Here is a 20,187-nt window from a genome sequence, read left to right as displayed (position 1 = left end):
GTCCCCTGCCCTACCCTTATTCCGCGGCCTGCTTGACCGCGCCCTGTACGAAGCGCTGGCTGCATTCGGCCATGACCGCCGAAGCACGGGCGATCGGATTGGTGAGATAAAAATCGGCGATCGGCGAAACAAAATCGCCTGTCCCCAGATCGCCTTTGGCGAGCGACGAAAGCGCTGCCGCTTCCGGCGTTTCGATATCGTTGACAGCCGCAAGGTGCGGCGTGGCTTCATAAAGTTTCGCACGAAGCTGAGCCAAGCTGTCAAACGGCAGCTTATGACCCAGCACGTCCGAAAGGGCGCGTAGAATCGCCCAGTCCTCGCGCGCATCTCCCGGCGCAAAACCGGCGCGTGTCGTCATCTGCACCCGGCCTTCCGTATTGACGTAAGTGCCGTTTTTCTCGGTGTAGGTCGCCGCCGGCAGAATCACGTCGGCGCGATGCGCGCCACGATCGCCATGTGTGCCGATATAGACGGTGAAGGCGTCGCCCAGACGGCTCACGTCGAACTCGTCCGCGCCAAGCAGGAAGACAATATTCATATCATTCATGGCCGAGAGAGGCTTGCCGCCCTCGCCGGGAACGAACCCGATATCGAGCGCGCCCACCCGCGAAGCCGCTGTGTGCAGCACAGACAGACCGTTCCAGCCTTCGTCGCCCGCAGCAAGCTCCGCAGCCCGTGCGAGAACAGCCTCAGCATTGTCGCCGGTCAGAGCGCCCTGGCCGACGATAACCAGCGGCTTCTTGACATTTCCGAGGACGTTGGCGAACTCGCCAAGATCGCCGAGGCTCGCAGCGCCGCGGCCGAGATGCGCATAGTCATAGGTCAGGTCGACATGCTCACCGATCAGTGCGATCGGCAGGTCAGTGGCGCGCCAGTGCTTACGGATACGCGCGTTGATGACCGGCGCTTCCCACCGGGGATTGGCACCGACGATCAGGATCGCGTCGGCCTCTTCAATACCGGCAATGGTCGGGTTGAAAAGGTAAGAAGCGCGGCCCTTCGACGGATCGAGCTTCACGCCATCCTGCCGGCAATCGGTATTCGCGGAACCGAGGCTCTCCAGCAGCATCTTGGCGGCGAACATTTCTTCCACTGCCGACAGATCACCGGCGACAGCGCCGATCTTATCTCCGGATGTCGCAGAGACCTTTTCCGCGATCGCGGCAAAAGCCTGGTTCCAGGACGCAGGACGCAGCTTGCCGTCGACCTTGATGTAGGGTCGGTCGAGACGCTGGGTGCGCAGCCCATCCCAGACGAACCGCGTCTTGTCGGAGATCCACTCCTCGTTCACGTCTTCATTGGTGCGCGGCATGATGCGCATCACTTCGCGGCCACGCGTATCGACGCGGATCGCCGAGCCCGCAGCATCCATCACGTCGATGGTTTCGGTTTTCTGCAGCTCCCAGGGGCGAGCCTGGAAAGCGTAGGGACGGCTTGTCAGAGCGCCGACCGGGCAAAGATCGATCACATTGCCCTGCAGCTCGGAGGTCATGGCCTGCTCGAGATAGGTGGTGATCTCGGCATCCTCGCCGCGACCGACCAGCCCCAATTCCGAGATGCCGGCCACTTCGGTCGTGAAGCGGACGCAGCGCGTGCAGTGAATGCAGCGCGTCATGATCGTCTTCACAAGCGGGCCGATATATTTGTCTTCGACCGCGCGCTTGTTCTCGGCATAGCGCGAGGAATCGACGCCGAAGGCCATTGCCTGATCCTGCAGATCACATTCGCCGCCCTGATCGCAAATCGGGCAATCGAGGGGGTGGTTGATCAGGAGAAATTCCATCACGCCTTCGCGGGCCTTCTTGACCATTGGCGTGTTCGTGAAGACCTCTGGCGGCTCGCCATTGGGTCCCGGGCGCATATCACGCACACCCATGGCGCAGGACGCCGCAGGCTTGGGCGGTCCGCCCTTCACCTCGACCAGACACATGCGGCAATTGCCTGCAATGGAAAGCCGCTCGTGAAAACAGAAACGCGGGATTTCGGCACCGGCCTCCTCGCATGCCTGAAGCAGCGTGTAGTGATCCGGAACCTCGACTTCCTTGCCGTCGACCTTGACCGTTTTCATATCGATCCGTTTCCTTGCCCAGCCGCAGCGCTGGCTTTGCCAGAACTCGTCGTGCGGTAGATGCGCCCCATTGGAGGCGTGGTTCGTATCGCCATGCGCGCCTGGATGGTCAAGCCGTTGACCGGCCATCCCCTCGCATATTCTTGCGTTTCTCTCATTCCGCCGCCACCAGCGCCGGTCGGTCGGCATCGGCGTTGCGGGTGAATTCATCGATTCGCCGCTCGATTTCCGGACGGAAATGCCGGACCAGCCCCTGAATCGGCCAGGCCGCCGCATCACCGAGCGCGCAGATGGTGTGTCCTTCGACCTGCTTGGTGACTTCCAGCAGCATGTCGATCTCGCGCTTCTGCGCTTCGCCGCGCACAAGACGCTCCATGACGCGCCACATCCAGCCCGTGCCCTCACGGCACGGTGTACACTGGCCGCAGCTCTCATGCTTGTAGAAATAGGAAATACGAGCGATGGCTTTGACGATGTCCGTGGACTTGTCCATGACGATCACCGCCGCGGTTCCAAGTCCGCTCTTCAGTTCTTTCAGTCCATCGAAATCCATCGGTGCATCAATGATCTGCTCGGCAGGGACCAGCGGCACCGAAGAGCCTCCTGGAATCACCGCCAGCAGATTGTCCCAGCCGCCGCGAATACCGCCGCAATGCTTGTCGATCAGTTCCTTGAAGGGAATGCCCATCGCTTCTTCGAACGTGGCTGGCTGATTGACGTGGCCAGAGACACAGAACAGCTTCGTTCCCGTGTTGCCTTCCCGTCCGAAACCCGCGAACCAAGCGCCGCCGCGGCGCAAAATGGTCGGCGCGACAGCGATCGACTCCACATTATTGACGGTCGTCGGGCAGCCATAGAGACCGACATTCGCCGGGAAAGGCGGCTTCAGACGCGGCTGGCCCTTCTTGCCTTCGAGGCTTTCGAGAAGCGCCGTTTCTTCACCGCAGATATACGCTCCCGCGCCATGATGAAGGAAAACGTCGAAATCGTAGCCATGGACGTTGTTCACACCCAGCAGGCCCGCGTCGTAGCACTCGTCGATAGCGCGCTGCAGCGCCTCGCGCTCGCGCATATATTCGCCGCGAATATAGATGTAGGCGGCATGTGCGCCCATCGCGAAACCGGCAATCACGCACCCTTCGATCAAAGTGTGCGGATCATGCCGCATGATCTCGCGGTCCTTGCAGGTGCCCGGCTCCGATTCGTCGGCGTTGACGACGAGATAATGCGGCCGATCGCCAACTTCCTTGGGCATGAACGACCATTTCAGACCGGTCGGGAAGCCAGCGCCACCACGGCCACGAAGACCTGAAGCCTTCATTTCGCCAATGATCCAGTCGCGCCCCTTCTCGATGAGCCCTTTGGTATCATCCCAATGGCCGCGCCGCATCGCGCCGGTCAGGCTCTTGTCGAACTGACCGTAGATATTGGTGAAGATGCGATCCTTATCTGCAAGCATGATCGTCACTCCCTAGCGCGGCTTCTTGCCAAAACGGCGCTCATATTCGTCAGCGCCACCGGCAGCCAGTGCATCGGCCTGCTCGATCCAGCGCTCACGCTCGGCACGGCCCCGGAACGAAAGATGCCGATCGACATACGCGGCGTTCTCAGGCGTCCATGATGCAATCTGCGAAAATTTATAGATGCCCAAATCGTTGAGCTTGGCATGAATCTTCGGTCCGATACCAGCGATCATGCCGAGATCATCGGCATCGTTCGGACGCCCCTCATAAAGCTCCGGCTTCTCTTCATCGTCGCCGGAAGGCGGTGCAGGTGTCTCCTCGCCGGACGGACCAGCCAGCATGCTTGCTTGCTGGGTATCGCCTTCACGCGAACCGGCATCGTCGAGAGCCGTTTCCGCCTGCTTCTTCGGCTGTTTGCGGGATGCCGCTTTCGAAGTCTGCTCGTCACTTGCATCGTCGCCGGTCGCTGCGGCATTGGTGCCGCCCAGATCCTCGCCGTCACCATCGCGATTGATGAGGCTTTCATCGGTCAGGCCCTCGCTGCCCGAGACCTTCTCGTCGGCACGACCGACTTCATCATCGGCAACGGCCACCGCTGGGCTGCTGTCGCTTTTGTCGCCACCGCCGGACTGCTGAGCGGGATCACGATAACCCGGTCCTTCGGCATCCGCTGGCCCCTCGATGGAGGTATCGGCCTCCGGCGCATCGCCATCGGGCTTGGCCGCCTTCGTCATCTCAGCGCGCTCGGCATCGGACGGCTTGTCACCGCCGGAAGGCTCTCCGGACGGCTCGCCCATCTTCTCGGCCATTTCAGCGGCTTCGCCCACGCCCGCGCCCACGTCGGAGGGCGGTGGCGCCTGATCCGTGATCTCGCGGGTCGATCGCGGGTTTTCAAGCCGTTCGTCGTTATCGATCTTGGTCTCGGCGGTCATCGCGACGGGCTGACCGGACGCCGAAAGCGAATAGCCCGGCTCGCCTGTCGGCTGGTTCGACTGCACTGCGGCGGCCGTGGTTTCGCCGGCCATCATCTTCTCAAGCGCAGCGACCGTGTCGGCCGCCGTTTCGATTTTTGCATTGCGCCGTGACGCGGACTGATCGCCGCGCCCGCTTTGCGGTTTTGCATCTCGTTTGACGATGATCGCATCTTCGTCGGTCAGCGTCGTTGCGCCCTCGACCGGCATGGAGAAAACGCGCCCGTTCTGCGGGCCCGTGGGCACTTCCGAACCGTTGCCGGCTTCGAACGCCTGGATGATCTCGTCGAGCTTTTCGACCGTCAGATCCTCATAGGCATCCTTGCCGATAATGACCATCGGCGCATTGACGCAGGCGCCCTGACACTCGACCTCTTCCCAGGACAGTGTCCCTTCGTCGTTGGGATGCAGCGGCTCGGGGTGAATATGCGTACGGCAATGCTCGATAAGCTCGCCGGCGCCGCGCAACCAGCACGGCGTGGTCCCGCAAACCTGAATGTGCGCCTTTGTGCCGACCGGCGAAAGCATGAATTGCGTATAGAAGGTCGCGACTTCAAGAACGCGGATCAGCGGCATTCCAAGCGTCCGTGCGACAGCTTCGACCGCCGGCTTGGTCACCCAGCCCTCCTGCTCCTGCGCAAGCATCAGCAGCGGGATCACCGCCGATTGCTGGCGACCCGCAGGATAGCGCAGCAGCCATTTATCGACCTCTGCCTGCCGCTCCGCATCGAATGCGAATGCGGCTGGCTGGACTTCATCGACAGCGAGACGACGGACGGACATTATTTCTCACCGGTTGTTCTGGTTTGGTCGGCGGCACGGACGAAACACATTATCGATCCACCTCTCCGAACACGATGTCGAGCGAACCGAGAATGGCCGAAACGTCGGCCAGCATGTGCCCGCGGCAAATGAAATCCATTGCCTGCAGATGGGCAAAACCCGGCGCCCGCAGCTTGCAGCGATAAGGCTTGTTGGTCCCGTCCGCAACGAGATAGACGCCGAATTCGCCCTTCGGAGCTTCCACGGCAGCGTAAACCTCCCCAACGGGCACGTGATAGCCCTCGGTATAGAGTTTGAAATGGTGGATCAGCGCTTCCATCGAGCGCTTCATCTCTCCGCGTTTCGGCGGAACGATCTTACCGTCCACATTGGAAACGGGACCGACCTTTTCCTTGCCGAGAAGACGCTCGCAGCACTGACGCATGATGCGAACCGATTGGCGCATCTCTTCCATGCGGATCAGATAACGGTCGTAGCAGTCGCCATTTTTGCCGATGGCGATGTCGAATTCCATCTCGTCGTAGCACTCATAGGGCTGGCTCTTGCGAAGATCCCACTTGGCCCCGGAGCCGCGCACCATGACGCCGGAGAAACCGAGCGCCCACGCATCGTCCAGCGAAACGACGCCGATATCGACATTGCGCTGCTTGAAGATGCGGTTGCCGGTAATCAACTCATCCAGATCCTGCATGGTCTGCATGAAGGTATCGCACCAGGTTGCAATGTCTTCGACCAGTTGATCTGGGAGATCCTGATGAACACCGCCGGGACGGAAATAGGCTGCGTGCATTCGCGCACCGCAAGCGCGCTCGTAGAAGACCATCAGCTTCTCGCGCTCTTCGAAGCCCCAGAGCGGCGGCGTGAGAGCACCGACGTCCATGGCCTGCGTCGTCACGTTCAGCAGATGCGACAGAATGCGGCCGATCTCGGAATACAGCACCCGGATCAACTGGCCGCGCTTCGGCACTTCGATATCGAGCAACCGCTCCACGGCCAGGGCGAAGGCGTGTTCCTGATTCATCGGCGCGACATAATCGAGCCGGTCGAAATAGGGCACAGCCTGAAGATAGGTCTTGTGCTCGATCAGCTTTTCGGTGCCGCGGTGAAGCAGGCCGATATGCGGGTCGACACGTTCAACCACTTCACCGTCGAGCTCAAGAACAAGACGCAAAACGCCATGAGCTGCCGGGTGTTGCGGGCCGAAGTTAATGTTGAAGTTTCGGACGTTATGTTCAGTCATGTGACTGCGCCTCTTGTCCCGCCATGAACATTGCCACGACCTCTTCGCCGGTCAGGCATTCTGTCTCGTTGGCGAATGCATAATTGTCGGGTTTTTCGTCGATGAAGATCTGGCCCGAAAAGGCAAAGCGCGATGGATCGTCGAAGGACTGAGCCGAAACGACAGCCGAAGAGCCGTCCTTGGCGCGCCATGATAGCGTGGAACCACAGGACTTGCAGAAGAGACGCTGTCCCCAGTCAGAGGAATTATAGACGCCCAAATGGCTGTCGTTTTCGTAGACCACTTCTTCAGCCTCGACCGCCATCCAGGCCCCTCCGGACCAACGGCGGCACATGCTGCAATGGCAGACCCCCATGTTCATCTGCTTTGGCGTGGCGTCGAACTTGACCGCGCCGCAGAGACATTGGCCTTTCAGTCGCTGCACGCTCATCAGGACGTGGCCTTCTCATCGCCGGGCAATTCATATTCCGTTCCCTCCCAAGGGGAAAGGAAATCGAACTGGCGGAACTCCTGGCGCAGATCGACGGGCTCATAGATGACGCGCTTGACGGTATCGTCCCAGCGCACCTCGACGAACCCGGTGAGCGGGAAGTCCTTTCGGAGCGGGTGTCCCTCGAAACCGTAATCGGTCAGAATGCGGCGAAGATCAGGATGACCGGTGAACAGGATGCCATAGAAATCATAGGCTTCACGCTCAAACCAGTCGGCGCCCGGAAAAACGTCGGTGACGCTCGGGATCGGCGTTTCCTCGTCCGTTTCCACCTTGACGCGGATTCGCATATTCTGCCGCGGCGACAGCAGATGATGGACCATATCGAAGCGCTTCTGCCGCGCCGGATAATCGACCCCTGCCCCGTCAATATAGCTGATGAACTGACACTGCGTGTCGGTTTTCAGGAAGTTCAGAACCTTCGTCAGCTTTTCAGGCGCAACGACGAGGGTGAGTTCACCGTAAGCGACGATCGACTGCTCGATGGTATCACCGAGCTTTTCGCCCAGATAATCGGCCAGATCGCGCATGGTCTCTTCTGTCATACCGCTCTCCTAGCGCTCGATCGTGCCCGTGCGGCGGATCTTCCTCTGCAGAAGAAGCACACCGTAGAGCAGTGCCTCGGCCGTGGGCGGGCATCCCGGCACGTAGATATCGACAGGTACGACCCGGTCGCAGCCGCGAACCACCGAATAGGAATAGTGATAGTAGCCACCGCCATTGGCGCAGGAGCCCATCGAAATGACGTAGCGCGGCTCGGGCATCTGGTCATAGACCTTGCGCAGCGCAGGCGCCATCTTATTGGTCAGCGTACCGGCAACGATCATGACATCGGACTGGCGCGGGCTGGCGCGCGGCGCGAAACCGAAGCGCTCGCAGTCATAGCGCGGCATCGACATCTGCATCATCTCGACGGCGCAACAAGCCAGGCCGAAGGTCATCCACATCAGCGAACCCTGGCGCGCCCAGGTGATCAGCGCCTCGGACGATGTGACCAGAAAGCCCTTATCGTCCAGCTCGCCGCGAACCTCCTTGAACCAAGGATCGTTCGCCCCGACCGGCTGGCCGGTTTTCGGGTCGATAATACCCTTCGGGGACGGTGCAACGACAGTCCCGTCGCCAGCCGTTACGGCCTTGTCGGAAGTGGTCAGTCCCATTCCAGCGCCCCCTTCTTCCATTCGTAGATGAAGCCGATCGTCAGGACACCGAGGAACAGCATCATCGACCAGAAACCGAACCATCCGATCACGCCGAACGAGACGGCCCATGGGAAGAGGAACGCCACTTCCAGATCGAAGATGATGAAGAGAATCGCCACCAGGTAAAACCGGACGTCGAACTTCATGCGGGCATCGTCAAAGGCGTTGAACCCGCACTCATAGGCCGACAGTTTCTCCGGATCGGGATCCTTGTAAGCGATGATGAAAGGCGCGACCATCAGGGCCAGGCCGATAATCAGCGCCACGCCCACAAAGATCAGCACCGGAAGGTAGGAAGCGAGAAGTTGGTCCACGCTCGGCATCTCCTTTGCCACCCGTCACTTGAGCAAAGGAGAATAGGCTGCGACGCCCGAGGCTCAATGTCCGAGTGGTTCTCGAAATGATGCCGCACTAGCCCAGCGCGCCAGTGAGTGCAAGGGCAAGGACGACCTAAGAAGACAGCCAATACAAGGAATTAAACCTGATATATATAATCATGTTTGTAATGCCAATGGCTCTTAAACGCACTACCGCGAAATATTTTGCTCACCGATAGAGTGATCGGCCCGGAGAGGCGCGTTGTTGCCGCTTGACGTCGCACTACTCGTCCAGGTCCCAGGCAGCACCCTCAAGGCGGTCGAGAGGATATTTGAGATAGCGGGTGCCATTATCCTCCGGGGCAGGCAAACGGCCGCCATTGGTGTTGACCTGAAGGGCAAAGAGTATCTGCGCAGGCATGGAAAGGGTCTTGTCACGCTCTTCCCGCAAAGTGACGAAATCCGCTTCGGCGGTCCCCTCTTTTACGTGAATATTCTGCCGCTTCTGTGTTCCGACCGTCGATTCCCAGGCAGGCTCACGACCACCCGGCTGATAATCGTGACCGGTAAAAACGCGCGTTTCATCAGGCAGAGAGAGTATCTGCTGTATTGATCGCCAAAGTATCTTGGCGCTGCCCCCTGGAAAGTCGGCGCGCGCGGTGCCGCCATCGGGCATGAACAGAGTATCATGAACGAAAGCTGCGTCGCCGATCACATAAGTGACCGAAGCCAAGGTATGGCCTGGCGAGAAAAGCACGCGGCTCTCGATTTCACCCACATTGAAGCGGTCGCCTTCCTCAAAGAGCCGGTCCCACTGTGAGCCGTCGGCCGCAAAGTCCGGCCAGTTGTAAATATCTCTCCATAGGGCCTGGACCTCGGTCACATGCGCTCCGATCGCCGTCGGCGCTCCTGTCTTTCCCTTGAGATAACAGGCTGCTGAAAGATGGTCCGCATGGGGATGCGTGTCCAATATCCAGTCGAGCGTCAGACCTTCTTCCGCGATGAATTTGAGGATTTCATCGGCGCTGTGGGTCGCGATCCGGCCCGATTTGGGATCGAAATTCAGGACGGGATCGATAATCGCGGCCTTGCCTGTTGCGGGACATGAGACGACATATGGAATCGAACTGGTCTGTGGTTCGTAAAATCCGCGGACTTTCGGTTTTTCCATGAAATGCTCCTTCGTATGCCAATGACACGAGCATCTGAGCCGTCAACTCACACGCCTCAATATATATATTACTTTCTATATATGTAAGATATTGTGGGGTGTCATCCCCTTTCCGGCGCATCGCATCAAGATGCTTGCCGGCAATAGAATGAGCTTCAAGCGGGTAGAATGTTTAGAGTGTCGCATGGCGACCCCTGCAGGATTCGAACCTGCGACCATCGGCTTAGAAGGCCGGTGCTCTATCCAGCTGAGCTAAGGGGCCGAATGATGCGCCGAGGCGCGATGACGAACCGCCGGATCAGTGGGTCCAGGGTGTCTTGCGATCATACCGGAAATTATCGGAATAGGATATGGCGCGCCGGGCCGGCTCCTTCGGCTCCTCGACGCGATAAGGAAGGCCATGACGCTTTGCGTAAGCGACGGCCTCTTCCTTTGTCTCGAACCAGATCTTGACCTGACTCTTCATGTCGGAGGACGAGGTGTATCCCATCAGCGGGTCGATGGCACGGCGCTCTTCCGGCTCGAATTCCAGAAGCCAACGGCCTGTCTTGGCCTTGCCCGACTGCATGGCCGTCTTGGCGGGACTATAGATGCGCGCGGTCATCTGGCCTCCATTCGCCTTCGATCTGCGGGATAGCATAACGGCATCCCGGTTAAGAGCTTGCGCCGGCGACGATGGTCGGAGCGGCAGGATTCGAACCTGCGACCCTCTGGTCCCAAACCAGATGCGCTACCAGGCTGCGCTACGCTCCGGGTCGTTGCCGTCGGCTGCGACATGGCCCGTTTCCACTGTTCTGTCAATCGGTCCCGGGCTCTTCTTGCCCGCTTTGCTGCATCGAACGCAGAACATCGACCACGAGGGGACGCGTTACGGCGGACCGCTGCGCCATCGCCCGGCGATCGATCCTTTCGACAAGGGTCGCCGTGGCCGAAAGCGACCGCTCTATTCTCGGCATAAGAAACGTCACGACGGCCGGATCGAGACTGATCTGACGATCGGAAAACAGTTTTACCAATACCGCCTCGAGCAGCATGTCGTCGGGCGGTCCGATCTCGGCCAGTGAGACGGAGCGCAGGCGCGACACCAGATCCGGCAGAGTCAGACGCCAACCCGACGGAGACGTCCGCGCGGTGACCAGCAGAGATCCACCGCCCTGCCTTATGGCGTTGATCAGATGGAAAAGGCCGGTCTGGTCGGGCGTATGACTGTCCAGATCCTCGATAAGGATAGCACCGCCTACCATTGCATGTTCGATGGCGCCGCCATCCACGGCAGCCGGATCGGCGGCGCGGGCCGAAGCCTTGTCCTTCCATATCGCGGCCAAATGGGATTTGCCGCTCCCCTCTGCCCCATGGAGGACGGCTATGGGCGAGGACCAGTTCGGCCATGAATCGACGAGCGCAAGGGCCGAGCGATTGGCAGGCGTCGCCACAAGGTCGTCCCGACTGAGTGCTGGATCGCGCGTCAGATCCAGCAGCAACTGTTCATGACGTCCTGTCCCGCCGCGATCAGATTTCGAATCATTCATGATGTCACCGTCACGAATATTTCGTGGCGTCATAAAGATGCGAATGGCGATAGCGGCGGAGCATGAAGCGGACGATCACGCCGACCGCCGCCGCAGCGGGAACCGCGATCAGAACGCCGATAAAACCGAAAAGCGCTCCAAACGCGAAGAGAGCGAACATCAGCCAGACCGGGTGAAGACCGACCTGCCCGCCCACCAGCTTTGGCTGCAGGATGTTGCCCTCGATGAACTGGCCCGAGAAGAAGACCGCCAGAGTGGCCAATATCCACGGCCATTCGGGCCAGAACTGGACAAGCGCTACACTCAGCGCGACGACGAGGCCGACGGTCGAGCCGATATAGGGAATGAAACTGATCACTCCTGCACCAAGCCCTATCAACAGGCCGAAATTCAGTCCCACCAGGGTCAGGCCGATGGCATAGTAGATGCCGAGGATCAGGCAGACGGAGCCCTGGCCGCGTATGAACCCGGCAACGGCGCGGTCGACGTCCTTTGCGATAGCCCGCACGGTCTCGACATGGCGGCGCGGAACATGCTCGTCGATGGAAGCGATCATGCGGTCCCAGTCGATCAGCATGTAAAAGGCGACGACAGGAGCGATGACGACGAGAGCGGCGATGTCGACCAGCGCCGCCCCCGAATTCCAGATCGATTCCAGGAGCGACGCAATGAAACCGGAGCCCTGCGACAGCGCTTCGTTCAAGCCCCTTTGCAAGGTCGCCTCGTCCACACCGAACACTCGCTCCAGCCAGGCCGGTCCGTAAGACGTGATCAGAGCCTGAAGATTGGAAAGAAGCTCCGGCAGTCGCTCGATGAAGCTGGAAAGCTGATTGGCAAGAACAGGAACGATCAGAACGAAGCCCAGGATCAAGAGCGCGATCGCGACGATCAGGATCACAATTGCCGCCAGCGTCCGCGACAAGCCGCGACGCTCCAGCATATCGGCCACCGGATCGAGGAAGTAAGCCAGCAGCATGCCAACGACAAATGGCATGAGGACCGAACGGAAGACCCACAGGAAAATCAGCGAGACGATCGCCACCGTGCCCCAGAACAGAACACGTCGGCGCAAGAGCGCATTGTCGGTGATAAGCGCCGGCGAGGTGGACGCGCTGGCCTGCGGCACGGGAAGAAGTGGCCGGTCATCCGTCATGATCCTACTCGGCCTCGTGTATATGTCGGAACCATAGTGAGGCATAGGCCGCCGCCGATCCGGCGGTCAAGCAGCCACAGACAATGATGAAAAGGCGGATCGTACCATCCATCGAAACCAGATCGGCGCCACGAGCGAGGCAAAGCCCTGCGAGAACGATCTGAGCGGCCGTATTCAGCTTCGAAAGCAGAATCGGCCGAATCACCATGGGCGAACCCATTTCACGCGCAAGCAGAACGCCGCCGAGTATCCCGATATCGCGGAAGGTGACGATGACGACGAGCCAAAGTGGAAGCGCACCGACAAACCCGAGCATGATAAAGGTGGATGACAGCAATAGCTTATCGGCAATCGGATCGAGATAGGCTCCCACCGAACTTTGCTGGCCCCACAGGCGTGCCAATGCGCCGTCGACCGCGTCGGACAGACCGGCGATGACGAAAAGCCAGAGTGCGGCCGACCAGTAGCCCACCAGAAGAGCCCAGACGATCAGGGGTACCATGATGAGGCGGCAAAGCGTAATCAGGTTCGGGATCGTCAAGGCCACCACCTCCATCAAATGAGCTTCACCTAAGAACTGGCCGGTGCAAAGCAAAGGCGTCCGGCTCTGCCGCCTTGCTGCGGACGTGCTTTCGTGTCAATTGCGCTCCCGTGCCTGCCAACCGACCGGATGACACATTGCCCATGAGTGACACCTCGAAAAGCCGGATAACCTACGCTGACGCCGGCGTCGATATCGACGCAGGCAATGCCCTCGTCAATCAGATCAAGCCAATGGTCCGCTCGACCGCCCGGCCCGGCGCCGACTCCGAGATCGGCGGGTTCGGCGGATTGTTCGACCTGAAAGCAGCCGGTTTTTCCGATCCGATCCTGGTTGCCGCCAATGACGGCGTCGGGACGAAACTCCGCATTGCCATCGAGACCGGTCGTCACGACACGGTCGGCGTGGATCTTGTGGCGATGTGCGTCAACGATCTGATCGTGCAGGGCGCAGAGCCGCTGCTCTTTCTCGATTATTTTGCGACGGGCAAACTATCCACCGAGCAGGGCGCATCGATTGTTTCGGGTATTGCGGAAGGCTGCCGGCAAGCCGGATGCGCCCTGATCGGCGGCGAAACGGCCGAGATGCCCGGCATGTATGCCGAGGGCGATTATGATCTGGCTGGATTTGCCGTCGGGGCGGCCGAACGCGGACAATTGCTGCCGCGCCGGGACATCGGCGCTGGCGATGTGGTTCTGGGGCTTCCCTCTTCGGGGGTCCATTCCAATGGCTTTTCGCTGGTCCGCCGGCTGGTGGAGGTCCACGGCCTGAAATGGGAGGAGCCGGCGCCCTTCGATTCTTCGACCACCCTCGGCGAAGCTTTGATCGAGCCGACACGTATCTACGTCAAACCCTTGCTTGCGACGATCCGGGAAACCGGCGCGATCAAGGCGATGGCGCATATTACGGGCGGCGGCTTCACCGAAAACATTCCGCGCGTGCTGCCCGATGATCTCGGCGTCGAAATCGATCTCTCCGCCGTGACAGCGGCACCGGTATTCTCCTGGCTGGCTACAGCAGGCGATATTGCCGAAGAAGAGATGCTGCGGACGTTCAATTGCGGTGTCGGCATGGTCGTCGTTGTGGCGTCCGATGAGGTCGAGACCGTGCGCCAGAGTCTGGAACAGGTCGGGCAGCCATCGCTGGTCATCGGCTCGGTGACGCCCCGTAGCGGCGACGCCGTACGATATAGCGGCAAACTGTTTTCATGAGTCAGGATCGCAAACGCATCGCCATTCTGATTTCAGGCCGCGGCACCAATATGCGGGCTCTCATCAGCGCGGCGCTCGATCCTGCGTTTCCTGCAAGGATCGTGGGCGTCCTGTCTAACAGGCCCGACGCGGCAGGCCTCGCCACAGCCGAGGATTTCGGCATTCCGACACACGTCATCCCTCACCGGGACTACGATAGCCGCGCCGAGCACGATGCAGCGATGAGCGCAGCAATCAAAGAACTCGATGCCGATTTCGTCTGCCTTGCCGGCTATATGCGCCTGCTCTCAGCCGATTTCGTCCAGAAATGGGAAGGCAGGCTGCTCAACGTTCATCCGGCGCTCCTACCCAGCTTCAAGGGGATCAATACCCACGCCCGCGCTCTGGCGTCAGGCGTTCGCGTCCATGGAGCGACCGTCCATTTCGTCACAGAGGATATGGATGACGGCCCGATTATCGCCCAGGGCGCGGTGCCGGTTCTTCTGCACGATGGAGAGGAGACGCTGTCGAAACGCGTCCTGCAGATGGAGCACCATCTCTACCCCCTCGCTCTCCGTCTGGTGGCTGAAGGAAAGGTAAGCATGCGCGAGGGATATACGCATTTTTCCAACCTGACGGCGGAAGACGAGGCTGCGCTTCTTGCGTCCGCAGGCGAAAAGCTTGGACCGGCAGAACAGCCGTGAACTACCGCCATGCCTTTCACGCCGGCAACTTCGCCGACGTCCTGAAGCATCTCGTCCTGTCTCGCTGCATCGAACATCTGAAACGCAAGGAGAAAGCCTTTCGCGTCATCGATACCCATGCCGGTATCGGTCAGTACGATCTGTCTTCCGATGAAGCGCAGCGAACCGGTGAATGGCGAAACGGAATCGGGCGCCTGATGGGCCAGCCCATTGCGCCCGACGCAGAGGCCCTGGCTGCTCCCTTTCTCCAGGTGGTCCGGGGGCTCAATGGCAATGACACCCTCGAAACCTATCCGGGCTCGCCCATGGTCACGCGATCATTGTTGCGACCGCAGGACAGGCTGACCGCAATCGAATTGCATCCCGAAGACGGGCAGACCCTCAAGGCGCGTTTCGCAGGGGACTGGCAGGTGCGTATCATCGCCCTGGACGGATGGCTGGCGCTCGGCGCGCATGTCCCTCCCAAGGAAAAGCGTGGCCTCGTTCTGGTCGACCCGCCTTTCGAGAAGCCCGATGAATTCGACAGAATGCTTGAGGGCCTCAGCAAAGCCGTCAAACGCTGGCGGGGTGGCACCTTCGCATTGTGGTATCCCATCAAGGATCGCGGCGCCGTCCACCGTTTTCGCCAAGGGCTTCGCGACGGCGCTTTCGGCGAAGGCGTGGATATTTCGCTTTTCATTCGCGAGCCGTCAGGACCAGCCCGGCTGGATGGTTGCGGCATGGCCGTCGTCAACCCGCCCTATACGCTGGAAGCAGAGATGGCGCTCATCCTGCCAGAGGTCGGGCGGCTACTCTCCGAAGACGGGACCGCAAGAGTGTCCATCGAGACCTTCTGACAAAACGTGGTCTCCCGGCAACTCTGGAAGGCAATCGGTTCGCCGATACCGCAGGACTTCGCCTCGCCGGACTTGATCATGGACGCCGATTGCCCCAAACGATGGTGAGGAAGCCGTTTGCTTCTGCCAGTCATTCTTTCCGGGAGCCGGATCAGCATGTTCCGTCATATCGTCGCCACCGCCGCCCTCTCCTTCCTCGCGACCTTCGGTCCCTCGGTCGCGCAGGCAGCCGATATGCTTGGCTATTACGAGGAAAATCAGGATTGCGCGGATGATCGGGTTCTCAACCAGGTCTCCAAGCAGATCGACTATCAGACCCGTAATGTGCCGGGCGTGCCCGACCTCGGCATTCTCGATTATTATGCGATCCACCAGAACGATTTCATTCCGGAAGCGCGCAAACGGCCGATTGCCCGCCGCTACTGCGAAGCCAGCGCAGCGCTTTCCAACGGAGAAACGCGGACGGTCTGGTATCTGATCGAATACGATCAGGGCTTTGCCGGCGCTTTCGGCGATAATGTCGAAGCCTGCATGCAGGGTTTTGACGAGTGGAACGTCTATGACGAAGCTTGCCGTGTCGTCAGAAGCGGTCTCGGCCGGAACTAACGGTGCGCTGGCCGGGCAAGGCGATTCCCGTTCTGCTGGTCATTGCCGGCTTGGCGATCGCGGGGCTCTTACCTCTCGATGGTCTGTCGCCTTGGAATACCGCGATCAGCGAGACATCCGGTGAACGCTCTTCCACCGCAGCCGAGAACCGGCAACAAAACGCCGATATGCGGTCATCGCCGGTTGGAGGCGATTTACCCCGACCGTCCGGAAATTTCGATTTCTGGTTATTGGCGCTCTCCTGGTCGCCAAGCTACTGCGCAGCGGAAGGCGCCAATGCAAGCCGACGGCAATGCGGCCGCGATGGTCCATCAGGATTTGTCGTGCATGGCCTTTGGCCGCAATATGAAGGCGGAGGCTTCCCCAGCGACTGTCCCTCCTCCGAACCGGGTCGGATATCTCAGCAGACCTATGCGCGAATTAGCGACCTGATTCCGACGATCGGACTTGCCGGCCACCAATGGCGCAAGCACGGGGCGTGCAGCGGTCTTTCGCAGGCCGATTATTTCCGCACCACCCGTGCTGCATTTCGAAAGTTGCGTCTGCCAAAAAATCTGGCGGGCGGCGCGGTGTCTCCGGCCAATGCCGAAGAAGCGTTCGTGCAGCTCAATCCTGGCCTTCGTCCTGATAGTCTCGCCGTTACATGCGACCGTAGGTTCCTTCGGGAAGTCAGGATCTGCCTCGACAAGGACCTCAACTTCATCAAATGTCCGGCGGTCGACCGACGTGGATGCCGCATGACGGCGCCTCTGATGCCGAACAAAAACTGATCATCACACCGGGAAAACTCAGATGCCGCGTCTGCTTTACTCGAATCCCTCCCCTTACAGCTCAAAGGCTCGCATGGGCCTGACCCTCGCCAATATCGCGTTCGAGGGCGTACCGACCAATACGGGCGAAGAACCCGCTGAGCTTATGGATGCCAATCCCCTCGGCAAGATTCCGGTTCTCATTCTGGACGACGGGCGTCAGGTGTTCGATTCAGGGGCGATCCTGCGATATGCCGACCGCCTCAGCGGCAATGCGGTCTTTCCCCTTCAGCCCGACGCACGCCTTGAAGCCGAGGTGATGGAAAGTCTGGCGAGCGGCATTTGCGATGCCATGGTCGCGTCCATTTATGAGCGCCGCTTTCGCCCGGAGGAGAAGGTCCATGAAGGCTGGGTCAAAAAGCAGCAGGAGAAAGCCCGGCGCGGCTTCAGCCATTTCGAGCAGAACATACCGGCCGAAACGGAGGATCTTCACGGAGGCCATATCTCCCTGCGTGCAGCGATCGGCTACGCCGATCTTCGAATGCCGGAACTTCTTTCTGATTTTTCCGCGTTGAAAAAGTGGGCCGAGAGCTTCGACGAGGCGCGCCCTGACCTTGCTTCGCTGATACCGAGCTGATCGCCTGGTCTCAGCCGAGGCCGAACGCCGGGGGATAATGGATTCGGCCTTCCGGTGTGATCGTCGCGCCTAGCGGAGCAGACAGTACATAGTCTTTCGGGATTCCCGGAACCGCAGGCCCCTGCCCGGCTTCAAAGCCGAAGCGGCGGTAATAGTCCGGATCGCCTACAAGGACGCAGCCCTCTGCACCCTGCTTGCGAAGAAGATCCATAGTCCTTTGCATGAGCGCCGCTCCAATGCCCCTGCGCTGGTGGTCCGGCGCAACGGCAAGCGGCGCGATGCCATACCAGCCTTCTTCTTCTCCAATCACGACGCGAAAAGCGTAGACGCAGCCGATGGGACGCGCTGTTTCTTCTGTGCGTTCGACGGCAACCAGAGACAAGGCGATATCGCCATCGTTGCGCAGTGTCTCGACCAGCGCCGCCTCATTGCCATCGGCATGCGCTGCCCGGGCGAAGGCGGCGTCGATCAAAGCCGAGATTGCTGCGGCATCTGCCGGTTCTTCCGGACGAAAATCGTACATCGGTCAAAACGCCTCCAAAAGAAAAGCCCGGCACGATGGCCGGGCTTCTCCTGCATTCAATGGATTCGGTTATCAGAACTTGAAACCGATACCAGCACCAACACGATGGTTGTCGATCTCGACATCCTGATCGCCTGCGCCGACGTCGAAGGATTCATCCATGTAGTCGGTGTAGCGATATTCGCCGCGAGCGAAGATCTGTTCGGTCACCTTCACATCAGCGCCAGCGCCGACCGTGTAGCCGATCATCGTCTGGCTGTCGCTGTCGCCAGCGGCCGAGACTTCGGCGTCGGCCGCAGCCACACCACCGGTACCGTAGACGAGGACGCGGTCGTTCGGTGCGTAACCGAGGCGAGCGCGGAGCGAACCGTCAACGCCGGTCTCGACATCGACACCGTCTTCGTCGCCATTGACGGCGTTGTAGCCGATATCGGCCTCAGCACCGTAGACGATGTTGCCGTTCTGGCGCTGATAACCGGCGAATGCTGCGCCGCCGAACGTGTCGGTATCGACACCCGGCAGATCGTCGCCGTCCGCATTGCTGTGATTGTAGTTGCCCATGGCACCGACATAACCGCCGTCCCATCCGAGAACCGGAGCGGGCTGAGCCGTCACGACCGGAGCCTCAGGGATCTGATCGATGGCGTCGGCAGCCTGAGCAACACCGGCAGCGGCGAGAAGGCTAACACCGGAAAGGGCGGAAAAAACAATTTTCTTCATGTCACTATACTCGTTGTTTCGAGTCCGCATCGCCAGGATTGGGGGAGCGACGAAACGGACGTTTCGGACGACGGAAACGGCCGCGAACCGGCTCGGTTCCACATCCGTCCATAAAATTGAATTTGCGCTTCGATTGCGGAGAAAGAGGAGCTTCAAAATGGAGATTTTCTGTCGGAATTAGGGCAAGAGGGACCGTTGCTGCAATGCAACAGTTTTGTAAGCACCCTCGTCGAGCCAACATGTTCAGAAACCGTGCCGTCCTGACTTCCCCAACGGCACTGGCGCTGCTTTTGCCGCATTCTATATGCGTCGGACCAAAACGCGGGACACATTTATGTTGAGCAGCTATCTCTACCTCATTGCCGGATTCGCTTTGCTGATCCTCGGGGGCGACCTTCTCGTCAAAGGCGCGGTCGGACTGGCAGGCCGCTTTTCCGTGCCGCCGCTGGTCATAGGGCTCACCATCGTCGCCTTCGGTACGAGCGCTCCTGAATTGTTCGTTTCTCTCGACGCAGCCCTCTCCGGCCAACCCGGCATCGCCATCGGCAATGTTGTGGGTTCCAACATCGCGAACGTCTTGCTGGTGATCGGCGTACCAGCCCTCATTTCATCCATGTCGCCCACCGAGCGCGGGGTGCGGCGAAATACCTTCGCAATGCTCGGCGCCACCGCCCTCTTCCTGGCAATACTCTGGTTCACCGGCACGATCTCGCGCATCAACGGCGCTATTCTGGTCGCCCTCCTCCTCGCCTACCTCGTCTGGCAGTTCATCGTTGCCCGTCAGAGTGGGCGCGGCGCGGATATTGTCGATGAATCCGAGGTTGAGGCAGACGGCCAGTCTCTTGGCGGGATCAGTCTGCGCATCGTCGCTGGCCTGATCGGTCTGCCGCTCGGTGCGCATCTGACCGTTTCCGGCGCCAGCGACATCGCCCTATCCTGGGGTGTTCCTGAAACGATCATCGGGCTGACCATTGTCGGTATCGGGACCTCGCTTCCGGAACTTGCAACCAGCGTCACGGCTGCATGGCGCGGTCACGGCGCCGTTGCGTTCGGCAACGTTGTGGGCTCCAACCTCTTCAACCTTCTTCTGATCATGGGCGTGACCGGTCTTGTCGTCCCGTTCGAGGTGGATGCCAGGATCATTCAGGTCGATATGTGGGTCATGGCTGCAGCGGCCATCATTCTCGGCCTTCTGGTCTTTGGACGTGTGAGAATGGGCAAGCGCTACGGCCTATTTCTCACCGCATCCTACCTCGCCTACCTCTATTCCCTGTTTGCCTTCGGCTAGGCGCAGCGG

22 protein-coding genes and 2 tRNA genes are annotated in these 20,187 nt (G+C 60.0%); 7 read left to right on the top strand and 17 right to left on the bottom strand.

The window, feature by feature from the left end:
* Window positions 1–16 precede the first annotated feature (16 nt).
* From nuoG to D8780_RS05035, 15 genes are all read right to left on the bottom strand, one after another.
* Window positions 17–2,068, bottom strand: coding sequence for an NADH-quinone oxidoreductase subunit NuoG (gene nuoG, locus D8780_RS05105; RefSeq protein ID WP_121646382.1), 2,052 nt, complete (start codon window positions 2,066–2,068; stop codon window positions 17–19).
* A 154-nt stretch (window positions 2,069–2,222) separates the two neighbouring features.
* Window positions 2,223–3,527: an NADH-quinone oxidoreductase subunit NuoF gene (nuoF, locus tag D8780_RS05100; protein WP_121646381.1), complete on the bottom strand. Its 1,305-nt coding sequence runs from the start codon at window positions 3,525–3,527 to the stop codon at window positions 2,223–2,225.
* Between the two features lie 12 nt (window positions 3,528–3,539).
* Window positions 3,540–5,285: an NADH-quinone oxidoreductase subunit NuoE gene (gene nuoE / locus D8780_RS05095; protein ID WP_121644638.1), complete on the bottom strand. Its 1,746-nt coding sequence runs from the start codon at window positions 5,283–5,285 to the stop codon at window positions 3,540–3,542.
* 49 nt (window positions 5,286–5,334) lie between these two features.
* The gene (locus D8780_RS05090; protein ID WP_121644637.1) at window positions 5,335–6,525 is read right to left on the bottom strand and encodes an NADH-quinone oxidoreductase subunit D; all 1,191 of its coding nucleotides are present in this window, start codon (window positions 6,523–6,525) and stop codon (window positions 5,335–5,337) included.
* Window positions 6,518–6,955 carry a GFA family protein gene (locus D8780_RS05085; RefSeq protein WP_121644636.1) on the bottom strand — a complete coding sequence of 146 codons (438 nt, stop codon included), beginning with the start codon at window positions 6,953–6,955 and terminating at the stop codon, window positions 6,518–6,520. The genes D8780_RS05090 and D8780_RS05085 overlap by 8 nt, the downstream gene beginning before the upstream one ends.
* Window positions 6,955–7,560 carry an NADH-quinone oxidoreductase subunit C gene (locus tag D8780_RS05080; RefSeq protein WP_121644635.1) on the bottom strand — a complete coding sequence of 202 codons (606 nt, stop codon included), beginning with the start codon at window positions 7,558–7,560 and terminating at the stop codon, window positions 6,955–6,957. The genes D8780_RS05085 and D8780_RS05080 overlap by 1 nt, the downstream gene beginning before the upstream one ends.
* 9 nt (window positions 7,561–7,569) lie before the next feature.
* Complete coding sequence (locus tag D8780_RS05075) at window positions 7,570–8,172, bottom strand: NuoB/complex I 20 kDa subunit family protein (RefSeq protein WP_199699560.1); 603 nt, start codon at window positions 8,170–8,172, stop codon at window positions 7,570–7,572.
* Window positions 8,163–8,528, bottom strand: coding sequence for an NADH-quinone oxidoreductase subunit A (locus D8780_RS05070; RefSeq protein ID WP_121646380.1), 366 nt, complete (start codon window positions 8,526–8,528; stop codon window positions 8,163–8,165). Before D8780_RS05070 ends, D8780_RS05075 begins: the two co-directional genes overlap by 10 nt.
* Window positions 8,529–8,814: 286 nt before the next feature.
* Window positions 8,815–9,702 carry an MBL fold metallo-hydrolase gene (locus D8780_RS05065; protein ID WP_121644633.1) on the bottom strand — a complete coding sequence of 296 codons (888 nt, stop codon included), beginning with the start codon at window positions 9,700–9,702 and terminating at the stop codon, window positions 8,815–8,817.
* Window positions 9,703–9,887: 185 nt separating this feature from the next.
* A tRNA-Arg gene (locus D8780_RS05060) sits at window positions 9,888–9,964 on the bottom strand.
* A gap of 36 nt (window positions 9,965–10,000) precedes the next feature.
* The gene (locus D8780_RS05055) at window positions 10,001–10,306 is read right to left on the bottom strand and encodes an ETC complex I subunit (RefSeq protein ID WP_121644632.1); all 306 of its coding nucleotides are present in this window, start codon (window positions 10,304–10,306) and stop codon (window positions 10,001–10,003) included.
* Between the two features lie 72 nt (window positions 10,307–10,378).
* A tRNA-Pro gene (locus tag D8780_RS05050) sits at window positions 10,379–10,455 on the bottom strand.
* Window positions 10,456–10,499: 44 nt separating this feature from the next.
* Window positions 10,500–11,231 (bottom strand): HdaA/DnaA family protein, encoded by a 732-nt coding sequence (locus D8780_RS05045; RefSeq protein WP_121644631.1) that lies wholly within the window; start codon window positions 11,229–11,231, stop codon window positions 10,500–10,502.
* A 10-nt stretch (window positions 11,232–11,241) separates the two neighbouring features.
* Window positions 11,242–12,384 (bottom strand): AI-2E family transporter, encoded by a 1,143-nt coding sequence (locus D8780_RS05040; RefSeq protein ID WP_121644630.1) that lies wholly within the window; start codon window positions 12,382–12,384, stop codon window positions 11,242–11,244.
* 4 nt (window positions 12,385–12,388) lie between these two features.
* On the bottom strand, window positions 12,389–12,925 hold the full coding sequence (locus tag D8780_RS05035; protein ID WP_121646379.1) for a CDP-alcohol phosphatidyltransferase family protein: 537 nt from the start codon (window positions 12,923–12,925) through the stop codon (window positions 12,389–12,391).
* Window positions 12,926–13,068: 143 nt separating this feature from the next.
* On the opposite strand from D8780_RS05035, the gene purM reads away from it, so the two are divergent.
* From purM to D8780_RS05005, 6 genes are all read left to right on the top strand, one after another.
* A complete protein-coding gene (gene purM, locus D8780_RS05030; protein ID WP_121644629.1) occupies window positions 13,069–14,136 on the top strand; it encodes a phosphoribosylformylglycinamidine cyclo-ligase in 1,068 nt (355 codons plus the stop codon).
* The gene (gene purN / locus D8780_RS05025; protein ID WP_121644628.1) at window positions 14,133–14,819 is read left to right on the top strand and encodes a phosphoribosylglycinamide formyltransferase; all 687 of its coding nucleotides are present in this window, start codon (window positions 14,133–14,135) and stop codon (window positions 14,817–14,819) included. Before purM ends, purN begins: the two co-directional genes overlap by 4 nt.
* A complete protein-coding gene (locus tag D8780_RS05020) occupies window positions 14,816–15,655 on the top strand; it encodes a 23S rRNA (adenine(2030)-N(6))-methyltransferase RlmJ (protein WP_121644627.1) in 840 nt (279 codons plus the stop codon). The genes purN and D8780_RS05020 overlap by 4 nt, the downstream gene beginning before the upstream one ends.
* Window positions 15,656–15,811: 156 nt before the next feature.
* Window positions 15,812–16,261: a hypothetical protein gene (locus D8780_RS05015; RefSeq protein ID WP_121646378.1), complete on the top strand. Its 450-nt coding sequence runs from the start codon at window positions 15,812–15,814 to the stop codon at window positions 16,259–16,261.
* Window positions 16,262–16,263: 2 nt separating this feature from the next.
* Window positions 16,264–17,031 (top strand): ribonuclease T2 family protein, encoded by a 768-nt coding sequence (locus D8780_RS05010; protein ID WP_121644626.1) that lies wholly within the window; start codon window positions 16,264–16,266, stop codon window positions 17,029–17,031.
* A gap of 22 nt (window positions 17,032–17,053) precedes the next feature.
* On the top strand, window positions 17,054–17,647 hold the full coding sequence (locus D8780_RS05005) for a glutathione S-transferase family protein (RefSeq protein ID WP_121644625.1): 594 nt from the start codon (window positions 17,054–17,056) through the stop codon (window positions 17,645–17,647).
* A gap of 10 nt (window positions 17,648–17,657) precedes the next feature.
* Here the strand turns inward: D8780_RS05005 and D8780_RS05000 are convergent, their stop codons facing one another.
* Entirely contained in the window at window positions 17,658–18,170 is a 513-nt protein-coding gene (locus D8780_RS05000; RefSeq protein WP_121644624.1) for a GNAT family N-acetyltransferase, read from the bottom strand.
* A 72-nt stretch (window positions 18,171–18,242) separates the two neighbouring features.
* On the bottom strand, window positions 18,243–18,890 hold the full coding sequence (locus D8780_RS04995) for an outer membrane protein (protein WP_121646377.1): 648 nt from the start codon (window positions 18,888–18,890) through the stop codon (window positions 18,243–18,245).
* A gap of 334 nt (window positions 18,891–19,224) precedes the next feature.
* On the opposite strand from D8780_RS04995, the gene D8780_RS04990 reads away from it, so the two are divergent.
* On the top strand, window positions 19,225–20,178 hold the full coding sequence (locus tag D8780_RS04990) for a calcium/sodium antiporter (protein ID WP_121644623.1): 954 nt from the start codon (window positions 19,225–19,227) through the stop codon (window positions 20,176–20,178).
* Window positions 20,179–20,187 lie beyond the last annotated feature (9 nt).

Origin of the sequence: Notoacmeibacter ruber (genome assembly GCF_003668555.1) — a bacterium.
Lineage (GTDB): Bacteria > Pseudomonadota > Alphaproteobacteria > Rhizobiales > Rhizobiaceae > Notoacmeibacter > Notoacmeibacter ruber.
The sequence above is the reverse complement of the archived record's forward strand: the minus strand, read 5'-3'. Positions and strand labels throughout refer to the sequence as shown.